This window comes from Sphingomonas jinjuensis (assembly GCF_014197105.1).
In the GTDB taxonomy this organism is placed as follows: domain Bacteria; phylum Pseudomonadota; class Alphaproteobacteria; order Sphingomonadales; family Sphingomonadaceae; genus Sphingomonas; species Sphingomonas jinjuensis.
The window spans coordinates 319,226-334,936 of sequence record NZ_JACIEV010000003.1 but is presented as its reverse complement, the minus strand read 5'-3'; the positions used below and the strand labels follow the sequence as shown (position 1 = coordinate 334,936).

Here is a 15,711-nt window from a genome sequence, read left to right as displayed (position 1 = left end):
TCAGCTTCCTGTGGTCGTTCGGACGACGAGGTCGGTATCGATGGTTTCGACGTCGTCGGTGAGCGGGGCATCTTCGAGGGCGCCGATCAGTCGCGCCACCGCACGCGCGCCCATGTCGGCGATCGGCACGCGGACCGTCGTCAGCCCCAGGTAGCGCGCGAGCGGCACGTCGTCGAAGCCCGTCACCGCGACGGCGCGCGGCACGGCGATGTCCGCCTCGCGCAATGCCGCCATGACGCCAAGCGCCATCATGTCGTTGGCGGCGACGATCCCGTCGAACGCTAGCCCTCGGGCGCGCAGCAGCCCGACCGCGGTCGCGCCCGATGCCTCGCGAAAGTCGCCCTCGATCACCACCGGCTCGACGCCGGGCGCATGCTCGGCCATCGCCGTCAGGAACCCCTCACGGCGCTCGCCGGCATCGATGTTCCCCGATGGCCCCGCGACATGGACCAGCTTGCGCCGCCCGCCGTCGACGAGATGCCGAACCACCGCCGCGATGCCCGCCGCATTGTCGACGCGAAAGCCGGCACGACCGATGTCGTCGTGCGCGTTGACCAGTACCGCAGGCAGATCGGGCGGCAGCGCATCGTCCAGCCCCTCGGCATCGAGCTGAGGCGCCATCACGATCAGCCCGTCGACGCGCCCGCGCATCGACCGGATCGCCTGCGCCGCCAGTGCGGCGTCGGCGTGCATGTTCGACAGCAACAGGTGATAGCCGCGCGCGCTCACCTCGCGGTCCATGCCACGCACGATTTCGGAGAAGAACTCGCCGTGCAGGTCGGGCAGCACCACGCCGATCGCATGCGTCCGCGCCATCGACAGGCTGCGCGCACCCGCATGGGGAACATAGCCCAGCGTCTTGGCGGCGGCCACGACGCGGGCGCGCGTGTCGGGATGGACGCTGCTATGCCCGTTCAGCGCGCGCGACACCGATGCCACCGAAACCTCTGCCACCCGCGCCACATCGCGGATCGTGGCGGATGCCGACCTCACGCTAACCCCTCCCCCCTCAACGCAGTACGACTGTCCGTCGCGATAGCGCATGGCTGCATCTTGTGCGACGGACATGGCGTGTGTAACCGGTTACAAGCATCGGTCAACGCCAAAAGCCTTCGACGGGCGGGCGGCCGGCAAGGGGAGAGTTCGAGGATCATGACCGACACCACGATTTCGCGCCGTGCGGCGTTGCTGGGTGCAGGTGCCGTCGCCGCCTGGGCCAGCAGCCCGGCGCGGGCATTGCTGGCCCAGACCGACGCGATGGCACTGCCGGCATCGATCGAGGCGCTGATCGGCAAGATGACGCTCGAGGAGAAGGCCGGCCAGCTCCAGCTCAACGCCGCGGCCTGGGGTGGCGGTGTCGCGACCGCGCTCAATCCTCCCTCCACCGGCCCTAGCTTCGATGGCCAGATCGCCGACGCCGTCGCTGGCAAGCTGACCGGTGTCTTCAACGGCAACGGTGCCGAGATGGCGCGGCGGATGCAGCAGGCGGTGATGCGCGGGTCGCGGCTGAAAATCCCGCTGATCTTCGCGGCCGACGTCATCCACGGCCATCGCACCATCTTTCCGGTGCCCGTCGCCGAGGCCGCCAGCTTCGAACCCGACCTCGCGATGCGCACCGCGCGCGTCGCCGCCTATGAGGCGGCGGGCGCCGGCATCGACTGGACCTTCTTCCCGATGGTCGACATCGCCCGCGACCAGCGCTGGGGCCGGACGATGGAAGGCGCGGGCGAGGACGTGATGCTCGGCCGCCTGTTCGCCGCCGCGCGCGTCCGCGGCTTCCAGGGCAAGAGCCTCGCCGCCGATGACGCGGTGATGGCCTGCATCAAGCATTTCGCCGCCTATGGCGCCGCCGAAAGCGGGCTCGACTATAATATCGTCGACCTGTCGGAACGAACGCTGCGCGAGGTCTACCTGCCGCCGTACAAGGCCGGCTTCGACGCGGGCGCGATGAGTGGCATGGCCTCGTTCAACGAGATCAACGGCATCCCCGCGACCGGCAATCCCTGGCTGATGAAGCAGGTGCTGCGCGACGAATGGAAATTCCCCGGCATCATCGTCTCCGACTATACCGGCGACGAAGAGATGATCGCCGCCGGCTTCGCCAACGACGGCAAGGATGCGGCGCGCATCGCCTTCCTGGCGGGTGTCGACATGTCGATGCAGTCGAACCTGTACGCCCTCCACGTCCCCGCGCTGGTTCGCGAGGGCGCGGTGCCGCAGGAACTAGTCGACCGATCGGTTCGCCGCGTCCTCGCCGTCAAGCAGCAGCTCGGCCTGTTCGACGATCCCTTCCGCCGCATCGACAAGAAGCGCGAGAAGACCCGCTCGCGCACCAAGGCGGCGCTGGCGCTGTCGCGCGAGGCGGGTCGCAAGGCGATGGTGTTGCTCAAGAACGAGGGCGACCTGCTCCCGCTCGACAAGAACCGTCGCATCGCGCTGATCGGCCCGTTCGCCAGCGGCCAGCACGACCTCAATGGACCTTGGGTGGTCTATGGCGACAACAACCAGGCGGTCGATCTCGTCACCGGCCTGCGCAACGCCGGCGCGACGAACGTCTCGACGACGCCGGGTTCGGGCGTAGAGGAGCCGCTGGCCGGCGGCATCGACGCCGCGGTCGCCGCAGCGCAGGCTGCCGACATCGTCGTCCTCGCGATCGGCGAGAGCGAAGGCATGTCCGGCGAGGCGCAGTCGCGCACCTCGATCACCGTGCCCGCACCGCAAATGGCGCTCGCCGAGGCGGTGGCGAAGACCGGCAAGCCGATCGTCGTGCTGCTCAAGAATGGACGCGGCCTGGCGCTCGAGGGCGCCGTGCGCGATGCGCCCGCGATCCTTGTCACCTGGTTCCTTGGCTCGGAGAGCGGCAACGCCATCGCCGACGTCCTGTTCGGCGCCTGTTCGCCCTCGGGCCGCCTGCCGATGAGCTTCCCCTACGAAAGCGGCCAGGAACCCTATCACTACGACCACAAGGCGACCGGCCGCCCCGCCCCCGCCGGTCCGCGTGAGCCCTACAAGGCGCAGTGGCGCACGGCCCCCAATGCGGCGCTCTATCCGTTCGGTCACGGGCTGACCTATGGCAAGGTCGGCTATGGCGCGATCACCGTGCCCGCGACGATGGCGTGGGACGGCCGGATCGAGATCGCGGCGACGATCACCAACGGCGGCACCCGTGCCTGCGAGGAAGTCGTCCAGCTTTACATTCGCGACCGGGTGGCGACGATCACCCGCCCCGTCCGCGAGCTGAAGGCCTATCGCAAGGTCGCGCTGGCGCCGGGGGCGAGCGAGCATGTCGCCTTCACCCTGACCCGCGAGCAGCTCCAGTTCCTCGGCCAGGACCTTCAGCCGACCGTCGAGCCGGGCACCTTCGACGTCTGGATCGCGCCTTCCGCCCAGGCCGACGGCGCCCATGGGACGTTCGAACTGGTTCGCTAAAACGACAATTGGCTCAACCCGCTCGCCGACCGAGCGGGTTAAGCGCCATCATCACCGCCGCCAGCATGAAGAAGCCCAGCGGCACCAGCGCGATCGTCACCCGCAGGGCGGTCAGCGTCTCCGGCGACTGGGCGCTGTTGGCGACATAGCCCGATTGGCCGAGCGATAGCCCAAGCATCGCGGTCGCCACCCCGATCGCCAGCCTCTGGAGCAGCGCCACCAGCCCGAACGCCACCCCGTCGGCACGCATGCCATGCGCCCGCCGCCCCCAGTCGATCGCATCGGGCAGCATTGACCAAAAGGCGAAGTGCAGCGCCACCGTCCCTGCCTGCATCGTCACCAGGAACAGCTGCATCGCCCCGGTCCGCGGCAGGTCGGCGAGCGCGAAGACCGTCAGGCCGATCCCGCACAACCCACTTGCAACGAACCATAATCGCCTGACGCCGATGACCCGCGCGATTCCCATCCACATTGGCACCGCCACCGCGCTGACCGCCATCATCGCCGCCAGCGCCAGATGCCCCGCCGCTTCGTCCCCAAGCGCATATTTGAAGTAATAGAGCACCGATTTGTCGAGCACCGACACCGCGACGATCATCGCCATCATCGCCGCCGCCAGCGTCACGAACGCGCGATTGCCTGCGGTCGCCGCGAGCGAGGCCAGGACCGAGAACGGCGCCGTCTGCGCGTCGTCATCATCGGCAACCAGTGCATCGCGGAACGTCCAACCGACCAGGATCAGGATCACGCTGCCGATGCCGGCGAATAGCATTGCCGCCCCCAGAAACGCCTGGGGTCCGCCACGAACGCCCATCAGCGCGCTGCCGAGGGGCACCGTTCCCAGCGCCACCAGCACCGCCGCCGCCGTCCCCGCCAGCATCCTGATGCCGGCGACGAACGATCGGTCGCGACTGTCGCCGCTCACCCGGCCCGACAGCGCCAGATAGGGGATATTGACCAGCGCATAGGCGGTTCGGAACAATAGATGTCCCGCCAGCACGATCGCCGCTCCCGCCGTGCCGCCGACCGGCGGCGGCGCATAGGCCAGCGCGAACGACAGCCCCAACGGCACCGCGCCCAGCACCAGCGCGCGTCGCATCGCCTGGCGCGGCCAATAGCGATCGACGAGCACCCCCACCGCGAAGCTGACTGCCCCGTCCCAGCAGGACGCGACCAGATACATCGCCGCCGCCGCCTCCATGCCGAGGCCAAGCGCGTCGGTGTAGTAGAACAGCAGGTAGAGCATCGCGCTCTGCCAATAGAGGTTGAACGCGAAGTCGCCGCTGGCAAAGCCGATCAGCCGCCATCGCCCGACGCGCCCCTCTCCCCGCTCCTCGATCATCGCCGCGGGCTGTCGACCGATCCGCGGGGAAAGTCGAGGGCATGGCTGGACCGGCGACGCTCTTCCGCGCCATGAGCTCCGCCATGCGCCGCCTCGTCCTTCTCGCCGCCCTGCCCCTCGCCGCCTGCGCCAGCGGCTATCGCCCGGTCAGCGACGATCCCGTGCGGATCGGCAACCCCTATGCTGTCCGCGGCCGCAGCTACGTTCCCGCCGCCGATCCCACCTACGACATGCTCGGCTATGCCAGCTGGTACGGCAACGAGTCGGGCAAGCGCACCGCCAATGGCGAGCGGTTCCGCGCCCGCTGGCTGACTGCCGCGCATCGCACGCTGCCGCTGCCGACCTATGTCGAGGTTACCGCGCTGGCGACCGGGCGACGATTGGTGGTCCGGATCAACGATCGCGGCCCGTTTGCCGGCGGCGACAGCCGGATCCTCGACCTGTCGCGCGGCGCCGCCGCCTCGCTCGGCCTGACCGCCGCATCCCCCGCCGCCGTCCGCGTGCGCATCGTCGAGCCCAGCGAGAAAGACCGTCGCCGCCTCCGCGCCGGCAAGCCCGCCGCGCCGCTGGCTCCCGTAGCCGAACCGATCCTGCAAAATCTGCGCGCTCAGCTCGACGGCGGCAGATCGTAGAATTCGCGGGCGCAGCCGGCGAACAACCGCGCCTGCGCACATTCCGCCAGGTCGGTCAGCCAGATCGCATCGTCGAGCCAGCGGTCGTAGCGGTCACCCGACTGGAGCAGCACCGGCCAGTCGCTGCCCCACATCAGCCGCTGATCGAATTCGATGACGAGATGGTCGATATAAGGCTTCAGCGCCCGCGCCGGCTGATAGGGCCCCTGCTCGGTGCGCAGGCCAGACAGCTTGCAATAGACCCCGCGCGCCGCCAGCGCCGCGATGTCGTCGCACCAGGGATCCATCTCGCGCGTCGCCGCACGCGGCTTGGCGGCATGATCGATGACGACGGGCAATGCAGGCCAGCGATCGACGAACTCGGCGAGCATCGGCAGGTGCCGTGGCTGAACCAGCGCGTCGAGCCGCAGCCCATGCTCGATCATCGCCGCGATCGCCGGCGCCAATGCGTCGCGCAGCAGCCATTCGGTATCGGCGATCGACTGCAGCATCGGCCGCAGCGCCCTGAGCTTGGGCATCGCGGCAAGTTCGGCGATCCGCCGCGGCACATCGGCGGCGGCCAGGTCGACCCAGCCGCACACCCCCAGCACCAACGGCTCCGTCGCTGCCACGGCCAGCATCCAGTCGGTGTCGGCATCCGTCGGCTGCGATTGGACCAGTACCCCGCCGGCCAGTCGCACATCGGCCGCCGCCCTGCGCAGGTCGTCCGCGGTGAAATCGCGATAGAGCGCCGGCATGTCCGGCGTCGGCCACTGATGCCCCGGGTTTGTCAGCGACCAGAGGTGAAAATGCGAATCGATGACGTCCAACATGGCACCCTTAGGATTATGCGCGACGCACCGACGCGATCCGGTCGATGACCAGCGTCGCCGCCATGTCCACCCGCGCCAGATAGCGGCGATTGGCATCGCTGAGATTCGCCTCGAAGCGCGAGGCGAGCGATGGGTCGCGTTCGGCGAAAAGCGCAGGATAACAGATCACGTCGCCAGCCTCGCGGCGGCCCCGGTTCTCGTCCCACAACGACCGCAGCATTGCCTGCGCCCGATCCTCGTCGGCGGCGGACCATTCGCTTCGGCCCTCATATTCCGCCAGGCGGCACCAGGCCATGATCATCGTCGCCAGGACCGATCGGCTGCCCCGCGTCGGCCATGCCGCGGCCTCGACGAGGTCGAGCACCGCGCTGCGCGCCTCGTCGCCCTCGACGTCGTCCTGCTCGATGATCGCCTGCCGACAAGCATTCCATGCCGCCCGGGGTAGGCTTTCTCCCGCGATCGTCGCGCGATGCAACCGGCCAACCTGCGTCACCACGGCGCAGTCGATGATGTCGTGCGGCAGATGGTCGAGCAGGTCGAGGACGATCAACGCGGGCACCGGCGCCAGGTCGGCCCCCGCGATCGCCGTCGACAACCATTGCCGCGCAAATCGACCGGCGGCCTCCGGACCGCGGATGATCGCCGCCAGCGGGTCGAGCAGCCCCGCCAGCGCCAGCGGATAGCCCGTCAGCGTCGCCAGTGATACGATGCTGGTATCGTGGGTCAGCACGCCGAGCGGACTGCCCCGCGCGCCGTCCCACCGTGTGTCCCCGATGATCAGCGTGCCGTCGGCGCGGTGCTGGCCGAGCCGCGACACCAGCTGCGACTGCAAGGCCGGATCGCCATGGAATGCGATGGTCATTGATGTGCCTCGATCCATGCCGTCAGGCGTGCGCGCGACTGGTTGCCCGTCGCGCGCGCCAGCTCCTCGCCGCCGCGGAACAGGATCAGCGTCGGGACGGAGCGAACCATCAGCCGGTCGCGCAGGGACGGTTCAGCGTCGACGTCGATCTTGCCGACCGTCAGCGTATCGCCGAAATCGTCGGCGATATCGTCGATCACGGGCGCGAGTGCCCGGCACGGTGCGCACCATGGCGCCCACAGGTCGATCAGCACCAGTCCCGGCGCGGCCAGGACCTCGCGTTCGAACGACCCGGCGGTAACGTTCCGGGCTTCCGCCATGCTCGTTGCTCCTCGTATTGCGTCGCCATCACCCGCCGCGGCGCTCCGGCCTTGCGCTTCGTGCGGCCATGGCCTGATCGTCGTGGTCGGATCGCTCATGCGGCGTCCCCGATCGGCGCCGCCGCGGCGACACCGTTGCCGACGACCAGCCGGTGGGTGTGAAAGACCGCAAGCGCATCGTCGTGGACGACGCTGATCAACGTGACGCCCGGCAGTGCCGCCAGCAGCTGTTCGTGAAAGCGACGCGCATTGTCGCCGTCGAGCGCGCTGGTCGCTTCGTCGAGGATCAGCAGCTCGGGCCGGTGCAGCAGGATCCGCGCCAGCGCCACGCGCCGCTGCTCGCCCGGCGACAATTCGTCCTGCCAGAAGCGCACGGCATGCAGCTGGTCGCGATGCGCCGACAGGCCGACCTCGTCGAGCAACGCGACGATCTGGGCGTCGTCGTGCATCGAGTCGGGGTCGGGGAAGCAGACCGCCGATTTCAGCGTACCGCTGGGCAGATAGAGCCGCTGCGGCACCGTCATCGCCCGCCCCGCCGCCAGCGACACCTCGCCGGCGCCGTCCGGCCACAGGCCCAGGATCGCGCGCAGCAGCGTGCTCTTGCCCACACCCGACGGTCCCTGCACGATCCAGCGCTCGCCACGCTGCACGCACCAATCGCCGATATCGAGCAATCCCGCGCCATCGGGGCGATGCACCGCCAGCCCGCGAGTCCTCAGCACCGCGCCTCCCGAGGCCGCAGCGTCGACCGAAATGCCGCGCACCCGCTGCTGGTCGATCGCGTCGTCGAGCGCCTTCAACCGGTTGAGACAGGCGATGTGGACGCCGATCCGCCCATAGATCTGGACGATGAACGACAGCTGCCCGACGAGCTGCTGAAACGCATCGCGCGCGCCCATGACCTGGCCGAAGCTAATCGCGCCCGCAAAATAGCGCGGCACCATCAGGAACAGCGGCAGGATGCTGCCGATTCGCTCGTAGACGCCCTGGCCCGCGTTGATGCCGAGCAAGCTCCAGGTAACGCTGCGGAAATTGTGGCGCACCTGGTCGAATGCGGTGCCCAGCGTCGCTCGCTCGACCGACGCTGCCCCGGCGAAACCGATCTGCGCGGCCTGGCGGCGCACCTGGATCATAGAGGCACGAAAATCGGCGTCGCGGTGCTGCTGGCGCATCAGCGCCCGAACGAAGGGCTGCCCGATCCGTGTGACGACGATACTGCCGAACAGCGAATAGAGGACGGCGTACCATATCGTGCTGCCGGGGATCACCACGGCTCGCCCGAATAGCGCAAAGCGAAACGGCTCGGCGGTTTCCAGCAGGACCACGATCAGACTGTACGATCCGACGACCATCCCGATGACGCCGAAGGCGACGTTCACCACGCCGAACCCGTTGACCTGCCCACCGGTCACCACGGCGATATCGTCGGCGATGCGCTGGTCGGGGTTGTCGATCAGGCGCAGCCGCTCGATCTCAGCATAGCGGTTTCGCGCCATCCAACGGTCGAGATAGCGTGCAGTCAGCACCGTCCGCCAGCGCATCCCGAGGATCATCGTCGTCCAGGTGTAGACGAGCGAGGCGACGATCTGCGCCGCAAGTATCCCGACGAACACCAGCAGCAGCGGCACGAACCGCCCCGCCTGGCGCGCCTCGATGCTGTCGAAGAACGCCTGCTGCCAGCGAATGCCGGCGATCATGATCCAGGCGTTGCCGAACTGATAGAGCAGCAGCACCGCCGCCCCGAACCACGCGAACTTCCAGTCGTGCGACAGCCAATAGTCGCCGAACAGGCGCAGCAGGTGGCTCCAGCGACCTGCCGGCCGCTGGGGTGACGCCAGCCCGGCCTCGCGCGCCGCCTCGCCCGTCGGGATAGGCTGCGGGATCATGGGACGCGCTGCTCGCCGCGGGGGACCATCACTGGAACCGGTAGCCGGTGGTCAGGCGCCAGTTGCGTGGCTCCTGCCGGGGGATGAAGCTCGGCGAATAGGTGATCCCATAATTCCGACGATCGAACATATTGCGCACGCCGAGGTTCAGGTCGAGCCTGCCGACGGTCAGGAACGCATTGAGGTCGGCCTGCACCGCCGCGGGCACATAATAGCTGCCCCTTCGATTGACCGACGCGCTCGACCGTCCATAGACCCCTGCCCCCAGACCGGCGCTGGCCATCATGCCCAGCGCACGGCGATATGACGTGTAGATGCCGTACTGGTCGCGCGGCTGTCCCTGAACGACGATGCCGGACCTGAACGGCGTCGGAAACGAATAGTCGATGCGGGTCAGCGAGGCCTGGACCTGCCACCCCTTCGCAACCTGGCCGGTCAGGTTTACATCGATCCCCTTCCCCTGCTGCCCGGGCACGGCGATCGAATAGCGGGGGTCGATCGGATCGACGATGATAAGATTGCTTTGTCGCAGCTTGAAATAGGAAGCGACGAGGAACAGCCGGTCGTCCGCCAGATCTACCTTGACCCCGCCCTCCAGGTTCAGGGTGTGGGTGTCGGGCAGCAGGTTCCCGCTACGATCGGGCGAGAAGGTCGGCACATAGCCCCATGCCGCCGCCCCAAACAGCGACACATCATTCGAGACATCGACCACCACGCCGACATTCGGCGTCGTCGCTGACTTGGATTGCGGGGAACTGTCGTGGTTCGGGATGACGATCGAACTGTCGTATCGATTATGTCGAACTCCCGCGATCAGCCGCACCGGACCGACCGTGAGCCAATATTGGCCGTAAGCCCCGTCTTGGCTGCTCGACAGTCGATAGTCCTGCCGGTCGACCGGCAAGAGCGGTGCCGGGACGGGATCGGTAAAGATGTTCTGGAAGACGAGGTCAGACCCCGACGCGCTGAAGGCTCGGGTGTCGTTCTCGACATGGGTGTAGCCGCCGACCAGCACGTGCTCGACCGGCCCTGTGGTGACGCTGATCCGGGCATAGCCGTCCAGCGCATCTGCAGCACCGGTCTGGCGCGCATCGCCGGTGGTCAGGCCGACGACACCCGAAGAGCTGGCGACGAACAGGACACCGTAATATTTCAGGTCGAGCCGCAGGTCCTGGTGCTGCGCCCGCGCGACCAGCGTCAGCCAGTTACCGATCTCGCGCGTGGCCTCTCCATAATATTGCGTGGTGCCGACTCGCAGGAACTGGTCGCGCGACACGATCGGGCGATCGCGCGGATAGTCGAACGGCATGTTCGCCCCCGGATTGAGCGGCACGAACGGCTGCAATCCGAAGATCTGGTTGCTGGCGCTGATCGACAGGACGACGTCGGTCCGCTCGTCCTTGTAGCGCAGGCTGGGCGCGAGAAGATAATCCTCATTGCCGCGATAGCCGCCGAAGTTGCGATCCGCGCTGGCGGCGGTGGCGACGACGCGTGCGCTGATCGTCCCGGCATCGTTCAGCCCACGGGTGGCATCGATCGTGCCGCGCATCCGGCCGTAAGATCCGGTTTCACCGCTGACGTAGAGATACGGCTCGGCGCTCGGTTTCTTGGTCACGACGTTGATCGTGCCGCCCAGGTTGCCGACCCCGGCCAGCAGCGCGTCGGGGCCCTTCAGCACCTCGACGCGCTCGACGTTCGCGATCGATTGGGTCACCCCCACCGCGACCCCGTCGGCGGTCGACCCCGGCAGGCCGTTCTGCACGCCGCCGCTCGCGAAGCCGCGCACCGAATAGCCCGTGCCCCCCTGCACAGTTGCAGTGTTCACCGACACGCCGCCGGCGTTGCGCAGGGCATCGGGGATCGTCTGCGCCTGCTGCTCGGCCAGCAGACGCGCGCCGAACACCTGCGTATTGCGCGGCTGTTCGCGAAGCGAATCGCCGAGGCGGCTGGACGTCGACGTGTGCCGGATCGGCAGCCCCGTCTCCGCCTCGTCCCGCCGCGCGGTGACGACGACCTCACCCACCACCGTCAGGCGACCGTCAGGGCCGGTGTCGACCGCCAGGCCGGTGTCGGCCACCGCCTGTCGCACGGCAGCCAGCGCGTCCGGGGCGGCCCTCACCGCGCGCGAACGCAGACCGGCGGGAATATCGGGGTCGACGGTCACCACCACGCCCGTCCTTGCCGCGATCTCCGCCAACGCGTCGCGAAGCGGGAGCGACGGCAGGCTGATGCGGCCCGACACGCCACGGGCCGCCGCGCTGCCGGGGCACGATACAGCAGCGATCGCCGTCAGTGCGACACTGCTCAAGACCGCCTTGATCGCCCCCACATCGCCTCCCTTCAGCGGCCCTGCGCCGGTCCACGCCGCGCCGTACTACGGCATCGGCGCGATCTCGACCGGCTTGCAGCGTCCTGATCCGCCCGAGCACGGGCGGCCTGATTTCGGTCGCCCCCCGGCCCGACCGAAATCTCCTGCGACATCACCTGTCCGGCTCACGCTCCATCTGATGGGACGTCGGCCGGATAATTCGTCTTTCGCCAATAGCTTGCGACGACGGCGCGGCCGGGGCAAATCGAAAGGCGTGATGGCCGGTATCATCGCGGCCGATGCCAGTCCCTCCCACCGGGAAATGTGGCGGTCGCCTGCTCCAGCTGGCCGAGGAGCCATTCGATCGCCGGATCATCGCCCGCGCCAGCCGGCCTTTGCGCGACGATCACGTCGCGCTCGACATGGAACGGTGCCTTGAAGACTCGCAGCGCGCCCATCGATGCCTGATGCTGGAACAACCAGGTACTGCCCGTGGCGACCAGTTCGGTCCCGGTCAGCAGTTGCGGTAACGCCGCGTACCGGCTGGTGCGCAGGCTGATCCTACGCCGCGCCAACAGCTCGCGCACCGAACGGCTGAAGTGCGCCGCCGGCCACGAGGCGTCACCGACGACAGCATGCGGCAGCGCCAGATACTCGTCGATCGAGAGCGCCTGGCCGACGCTCGGATGTCGATCGCAGACCATGCAGGACAAATGTTCTGCCATCAGCGGCCTCTCCGGCAGTCCTGGAACAGCCAGTCGTTGTGGCAGGATGATCAGGTCGACGCCCTGGCTGAAGGCGCTCGCCGGCGCCCCATGATCGAGCGGCACGATCTCGATGTCGACGAACGGCGCCTTCCCCAGCATCGTGCCGACCACGCGCCCCATCAGCATGATCTCCAGCGCCTCGCCGGTGGCGATCCTGAACGTCCGCCGCGCCGTCCTGGGATCGAAGTGCAGCGACAGGCGGAACGTCTCGTCGATCCCCTGCATCAGCTGGCGCACCTTCGGACGCAGCACCAACGCCAAGGCACTCAGCCGAGGCTCGCCGCCGGTGAAGGTGACGAGCGGGTCATCGAACTGCTCGCGCAGCCGACGCAACGCGCCGCTCATCGCCGGCTGTCCCAGATGGATCTGTCGTCCCGCGTCGGTCAGCGACCGCGCGTGGAGAATGGCGTCGAGCGAATAGATCAGGTTGAGGTTCAGCCGGCGCAGCGCGGTGTCGTCGACGTCCATACGGTCCCCGGATCGCTATGCCCCCGAATGGGGCCCTCACCTGTCGCCGTCTGCTAGCATCCCGGCCGTAAGAAAAGCGTGTGCTGCCCGACGGGCAAAGGAATTCTGCCGACCGCCAACGCCGCGCTCACATGCGCAAAACCAGCGACCGATCCACCCCGTCCCGGTGCGAAGTCCGCACCGTTGTTGTTCGATATGGTCGATCGATAACCAGGCGAGTCGGTCGGAAGGTCGACATCTGGGAAAGGCTGGGCGTTCGCCTCATCGTCGGATGACCTTACGTCGGAGGCGCCCCTCCTACACGCTCCGCAAGAATTCGCTTAACGTTCGGTAGAAAGTGTGAAGCTCAAAGGTCGGCGGGCTGCCGTCCCGATTCGGGCTCGCCGCCACCGCCCGACGCCCGAGACGGTAATGATAGTCTGAACCAAATAGTCAGGGAGGAAGTATTGTGGTAATGACTTGGCGCGCAAAGCGGATCCTGCAAGCAACCGGTCTTTATGCACCTGTTCGCTCGTTGGTCCGCCGATTCATTGGATCGTCTCAGCGTCTCGTCGATGTCGAACGGGAGCTCTATTTGCGCTACCTAACGCCCGGCGCCCTCGTCTTCGACGTGGGGTACACGTGGGCCAGAAGAGTCAAGTCTTTCTTGCCGCCGGTTTCCGCGTCATCGCGGTGGAGCCGAATCCGAACTGCTTTCCCGCGATCAACTATAAATTTGGAAGAAACTCCGATTTCACGCTCGTTTCTAGCGCGCTCGGAGCTGCTCCCGGTCGCACCACGTTGAATTTCGTCGACGACGACTCCACTGCCAGCTTACGTGCTGACTAGGGTCAGGACCCATTGATATGAGGGCGGCGATCTGATTCAGGCTCTGCGAGGAGACTGGCATGAGCGATCTGTTCTGGCTGACGGACGAGCAGATGGAGCGGCTGCTGCCGTTCTTCCCCAAGAGCCACGGCAGGCCACGTGTGGACGACCGGCGGGTGTTGAGCGGCATCGTGTTCGTCAACAAGAACGGCCTGCGCTGGCGCGATGCACCCAGCGCCTACGGGCCGCCTAAGACGCTGTACAACCGTTGGAAGCGCTGGGGCGCGGCGGGCGTGTTCACCCGAATAATGGAAGGGCTGGCGGCGGCAGATGCTGAGCCGAAGACGGTGATGATCGACGCGACCTACCTGAAGGCGCATCGCACGGCTGCCAGCCTGCGGGTCAAAAAGGGGGCCTTGGCCGCCTGATCGGTCGCACCAAGGGCGGGCTGAACACCAAGCTGCATGCGCTGGCCGACGCGAATGGCCGTCCGCTGAGCTTCTTCATGACGGCCGGACAGGTCAGCGACTACGTCGGCGCCGCTGCGCTGCTGGACGACCTGCCAAAGGCGCAGTGGCTGCTCGGCAACCCCGGCTATGATGCCGACTGGTTGCGCGACGCCCTGCAGGCCAAAGGCATCCAGCCCTGCATCCTGGGCCGGCGATCCCGCAACGAGCCGGTGAGATACGATAAGCGGCGCTACCGGCGTCGCAGCCGCATCGAGATCATGTTCGGCAGGCTAAAACACTGGCGTCGCGTTGCCACCCGCTACGACCGCTGCCCAATCGCCTTCTTCTCCGCCGTCGCCCTCGCCGCCACCGTCATCTTCTGGCTCTGATCAACGAGCCCTGACCCTAGCCATATCTATCGATCGATGGAGCGGCAGTTGATAAGTTGGAGGTTGATGTTTCCACGCTTGATGCTCTTATCCGTCAATACGGTACGCTCGACCTTTGCAAGATCGACGTGGAGGGTTACGAACCGGAGGTCTTGCGTGGCCTATCATCGTCAATTCCGCTGGTGACATTCGAGTACCATCTCGACGAAATTGAGAAGCTTCTTGACTGTGTTTCATATCTCGCCCGCCGGGGCGACATCATCATTAACGTAAACCCGATGTACAGCGGCGACTTGGTCCTGAGCGACTGGGTCGACGCTCAGGAATTTGCACGTCTTGCGAAGACCGGCGCGCTGCCCGACACGGCAGATTGCGGGGTTAGGACAGCCGCTGCCACACGGTAGTTCGGGCGACAATGGGGGCAAGAAGGCCTCAGCCAAGCCCCGGCTAAATGGTGCCCCCGAGAGGACTCGAACCTCCGACCTGCGGTTTAGGAAACCGTCGCTCTATCCGGCTGAGCTACGGGGGCAGCGGCAGGATGCGTAGTTTTGCGGAGGCCGCGGGTCAATGCGCAACGCGCGGGTCGATCGCGGACTTCCAGGATGGATCGTCGCGACCCTGGCGGAGGCGCTGTCGGTGACGCCAGGCGCCGGCGGCCGTCGCGGCGAGCATCGGATAGGCCCAGAACTGCGCCTGGATGGCATAGCCGCTTGCCAGCATCGCGGGATCGATCGTCTTGGCGAGATGCGCGACGATCGCCGCTAGTTGCCAGGCCGCGATCCACAGCGGCCAGAACCGCGTCGACCGCCAGCCTAGCATCGCCAGCGCCGCCAGCAACACGTCGATCGCCGCCGTGGCGACGCTGGCCGAGCGATAGCCCGCTGCATCGATGGCGTAGTGGAGCAGCAACGTCAGCACATACGCCCCCATCTGCAATCCCGCGGCAATCCGCTCGGGCGCCCCGCCGCGCCAGATCGCATAGCCGCAGCACAACGCCATCCAGGCGAAAAAGACGGGAATGCTCATCCAGAGCTCATTGCGCCATGCCAGCCACCTTCTCCATCCCGTCTAGCCCCGCGCCGAGCGGCAGTCGTGCCTTGCGGCGGCCTTCGATCAGCGCAGTTTCCAACCGGGCACGCGTCACCATCGCCTCGTCGATCTGCGCCTTCAGCGCCACAAACAGCTCGGTAACTTCGCGAACGGCGGTCATCTTCGTGTTGAGCATCGGTCGTCCCCTCGG

Annotated in this window: 14 protein-coding genes and 1 tRNA gene; 4 read left to right on the top strand and 11 right to left on the bottom strand. The window is 67.2% G+C overall.

The window, feature by feature from the left end; translation table 11 throughout:
* On the bottom strand, positions 1 to 993 hold the full coding sequence (locus GGQ80_RS07260; RefSeq protein WP_183983224.1) for a substrate-binding domain-containing protein: 993 nt from the start codon (positions 991 to 993) through the stop codon (positions 1 to 3).
* Between the two features lie 159 nt (positions 994 to 1,152).
* Here GGQ80_RS07260 and GGQ80_RS07255 point away from each other — a divergent pair, with 159 nt between their 5' ends.
* Complete coding sequence (locus GGQ80_RS07255; RefSeq protein ID WP_183983222.1) at positions 1,153 to 3,429, top strand: glycoside hydrolase family 3 N-terminal domain-containing protein; 2,277 nt, start codon at positions 1,153 to 1,155, stop codon at positions 3,427 to 3,429.
* Positions 3,430 to 3,442: 13 nt separating this feature from the next.
* Here GGQ80_RS07255 and GGQ80_RS07250 read toward each other — a convergent pair whose 3' ends face one another.
* Positions 3,443 to 4,771, bottom strand: a complete 1,329-nt coding sequence (locus GGQ80_RS07250; RefSeq protein ID WP_183983220.1) for an MFS transporter — start codon at positions 4,769 to 4,771, stop codon at positions 3,443 to 3,445.
* Between the two features lie 83 nt (positions 4,772 to 4,854).
* Here GGQ80_RS07250 and GGQ80_RS07245 point away from each other — a divergent pair, with 83 nt between their 5' ends.
* Complete coding sequence (locus GGQ80_RS07245; protein WP_183983219.1) at positions 4,855 to 5,403, top strand: septal ring lytic transglycosylase RlpA family protein; 549 nt, start codon at positions 4,855 to 4,857, stop codon at positions 5,401 to 5,403.
* Here the strand turns inward: GGQ80_RS07245 and GGQ80_RS07240 are convergent.
* The 6 genes from GGQ80_RS07240 to GGQ80_RS07215 all read right to left on the bottom strand — a co-directional run bounded on the left by GGQ80_RS07240 (position 5,379) and on the right by GGQ80_RS07215 (position 12,826).
* A complete protein-coding gene (locus tag GGQ80_RS07240) occupies positions 5,379 to 6,215 on the bottom strand; it encodes an amidohydrolase family protein (protein WP_246346929.1) in 837 nt (278 codons plus the stop codon). The genes GGQ80_RS07245 and GGQ80_RS07240 overlap by 25 nt on opposite strands.
* A 13-nt stretch (positions 6,216 to 6,228) precedes the next feature.
* Positions 6,229 to 7,077 carry a hypothetical protein gene (locus GGQ80_RS07235; protein ID WP_183983218.1) on the bottom strand — a complete coding sequence of 283 codons (849 nt, stop codon included), beginning with the start codon at positions 7,075 to 7,077 and terminating at the stop codon, positions 6,229 to 6,231.
* Positions 7,074 to 7,397: a thioredoxin gene (gene trxA, locus GGQ80_RS07230; RefSeq protein WP_183983217.1), complete on the bottom strand. Its 324-nt coding sequence runs from the start codon at positions 7,395 to 7,397 to the stop codon at positions 7,074 to 7,076. Before trxA ends, GGQ80_RS07235 begins: the two co-directional genes overlap by 4 nt.
* A 95-nt stretch (positions 7,398 to 7,492) precedes the next feature.
* Positions 7,493 to 9,283 carry an ABC transporter ATP-binding protein/permease gene (locus GGQ80_RS07225; RefSeq protein ID WP_183983216.1) on the bottom strand — a complete coding sequence of 597 codons (1,791 nt, stop codon included), beginning with the start codon at positions 9,281 to 9,283 and terminating at the stop codon, positions 7,493 to 7,495.
* A 28-nt stretch (positions 9,284 to 9,311) separates the two neighbouring features.
* Positions 9,312 to 11,612, bottom strand: a complete 2,301-nt coding sequence (locus GGQ80_RS07220; protein ID WP_183983215.1) for a TonB-dependent receptor domain-containing protein — start codon at positions 11,610 to 11,612, stop codon at positions 9,312 to 9,314.
* 266 nt (positions 11,613 to 11,878) lie between these two features.
* A complete protein-coding gene (locus tag GGQ80_RS07215; RefSeq protein WP_183983214.1) occupies positions 11,879 to 12,826 on the bottom strand; it encodes a LysR family transcriptional regulator in 948 nt (315 codons plus the stop codon).
* 887 nt (positions 12,827 to 13,713) lie between these two features.
* Between GGQ80_RS07215 and GGQ80_RS07210 the strand changes: the two genes are divergently transcribed.
* Together GGQ80_RS07210 and GGQ80_RS07205 are read left to right on the top strand one after the other, a co-directional pair.
* Positions 13,714 to 14,471 (top strand): IS5 family transposase gene (locus GGQ80_RS07210; protein WP_183983213.1). Its coding sequence is split into 2 segments (ribosomal slippage): positions 13,714 to 14,038 and positions 14,038 to 14,471, totalling 759 coding nucleotides; the frame shifts between segments, so codons are not numbered across the junction.
* A 56-nt stretch (positions 14,472 to 14,527) separates the two neighbouring features.
* The gene (locus tag GGQ80_RS07205; protein WP_221364232.1) at positions 14,528 to 14,875 is read left to right on the top strand and encodes an FkbM family methyltransferase; all 348 of its coding nucleotides are present in this window, start codon (positions 14,528 to 14,530) and stop codon (positions 14,873 to 14,875) included.
* A gap of 48 nt (positions 14,876 to 14,923) precedes the next feature.
* Here GGQ80_RS07205 and GGQ80_RS07200 read toward each other — a convergent pair.
* From GGQ80_RS07200 to GGQ80_RS07190, 3 genes are all read right to left on the bottom strand, one after another.
* Positions 14,924 to 15,000 (bottom strand) — tRNA-Arg (locus tag GGQ80_RS07200).
* 35 nt (positions 15,001 to 15,035) lie between these two features.
* Positions 15,036 to 15,497 carry a hypothetical protein gene (locus GGQ80_RS07195; RefSeq protein WP_183983212.1) on the bottom strand — a complete coding sequence of 154 codons (462 nt, stop codon included), beginning with the start codon at positions 15,495 to 15,497 and terminating at the stop codon, positions 15,036 to 15,038.
* Positions 15,498 to 15,504: 7 nt separating this feature from the next.
* On the bottom strand, positions 15,505 to 15,696 hold the full coding sequence (locus GGQ80_RS07190; RefSeq protein WP_183983211.1) for a hypothetical protein: 192 nt from the start codon (positions 15,694 to 15,696) through the stop codon (positions 15,505 to 15,507).
* Between the last annotated feature and the right edge of the window lie 15 nt (positions 15,697 to 15,711).

Bases quoted from the DNA above. Each gene is read 5' to 3' on its own strand.
- GGQ80_RS07235 (WP_183983218.1), bottom strand. From the start codon at position 7,077: ATGACCATCGCATTCCATGGCGATCCGGCCTTGCAGTCGCAGCTGGTG.
- GGQ80_RS07225 (WP_183983216.1), bottom strand. From the start codon at position 9,283: ATGATCCCGCAGCCTATCCCGACGGGCGAGGCGGCGCGCGAGGCCGGG.
- GGQ80_RS07215 (WP_183983214.1), bottom strand. From the start codon at position 12,826: ATGGACGTCGACGACACCGCGCTGCGCCGGCTGAACCTCAACCTGATC.
- GGQ80_RS07190 (WP_183983211.1), bottom strand. From the start codon at position 15,696: ATGCTCAACACGAAGATGACCGCCGTTCGCGAAGTTACCGAGCTGTTT.
- GGQ80_RS07245 (WP_183983219.1), top strand. From the start codon at position 4,855: ATGCGCCGCCTCGTCCTTCTCGCCGCCCTGCCCCTCGCCGCCTGCGCC.
- GGQ80_RS07240 (WP_246346929.1), bottom strand. From the start codon at position 6,215: ATGTTGGACGTCATCGATTCGCATTTTCACCTCTGGTCGCTGACAAAC.
- GGQ80_RS07250 (WP_183983220.1), bottom strand. From the start codon at position 4,771: ATGATCGAGGAGCGGGGAGAGGGGCGCGTCGGGCGATGGCGGCTGATC.
- trxA (WP_183983217.1), bottom strand. From the start codon at position 7,397: ATGGCGGAAGCCCGGAACGTTACCGCCGGGTCGTTCGAACGCGAGGTC.
- GGQ80_RS07195 (WP_183983212.1), bottom strand. From the start codon at position 15,497: ATGAGCATTCCCGTCTTTTTCGCCTGGATGGCGTTGTGCTGCGGCTAT.
- GGQ80_RS07255 (WP_183983222.1), top strand. From the start codon at position 1,153: ATGACCGACACCACGATTTCGCGCCGTGCGGCGTTGCTGGGTGCAGGT.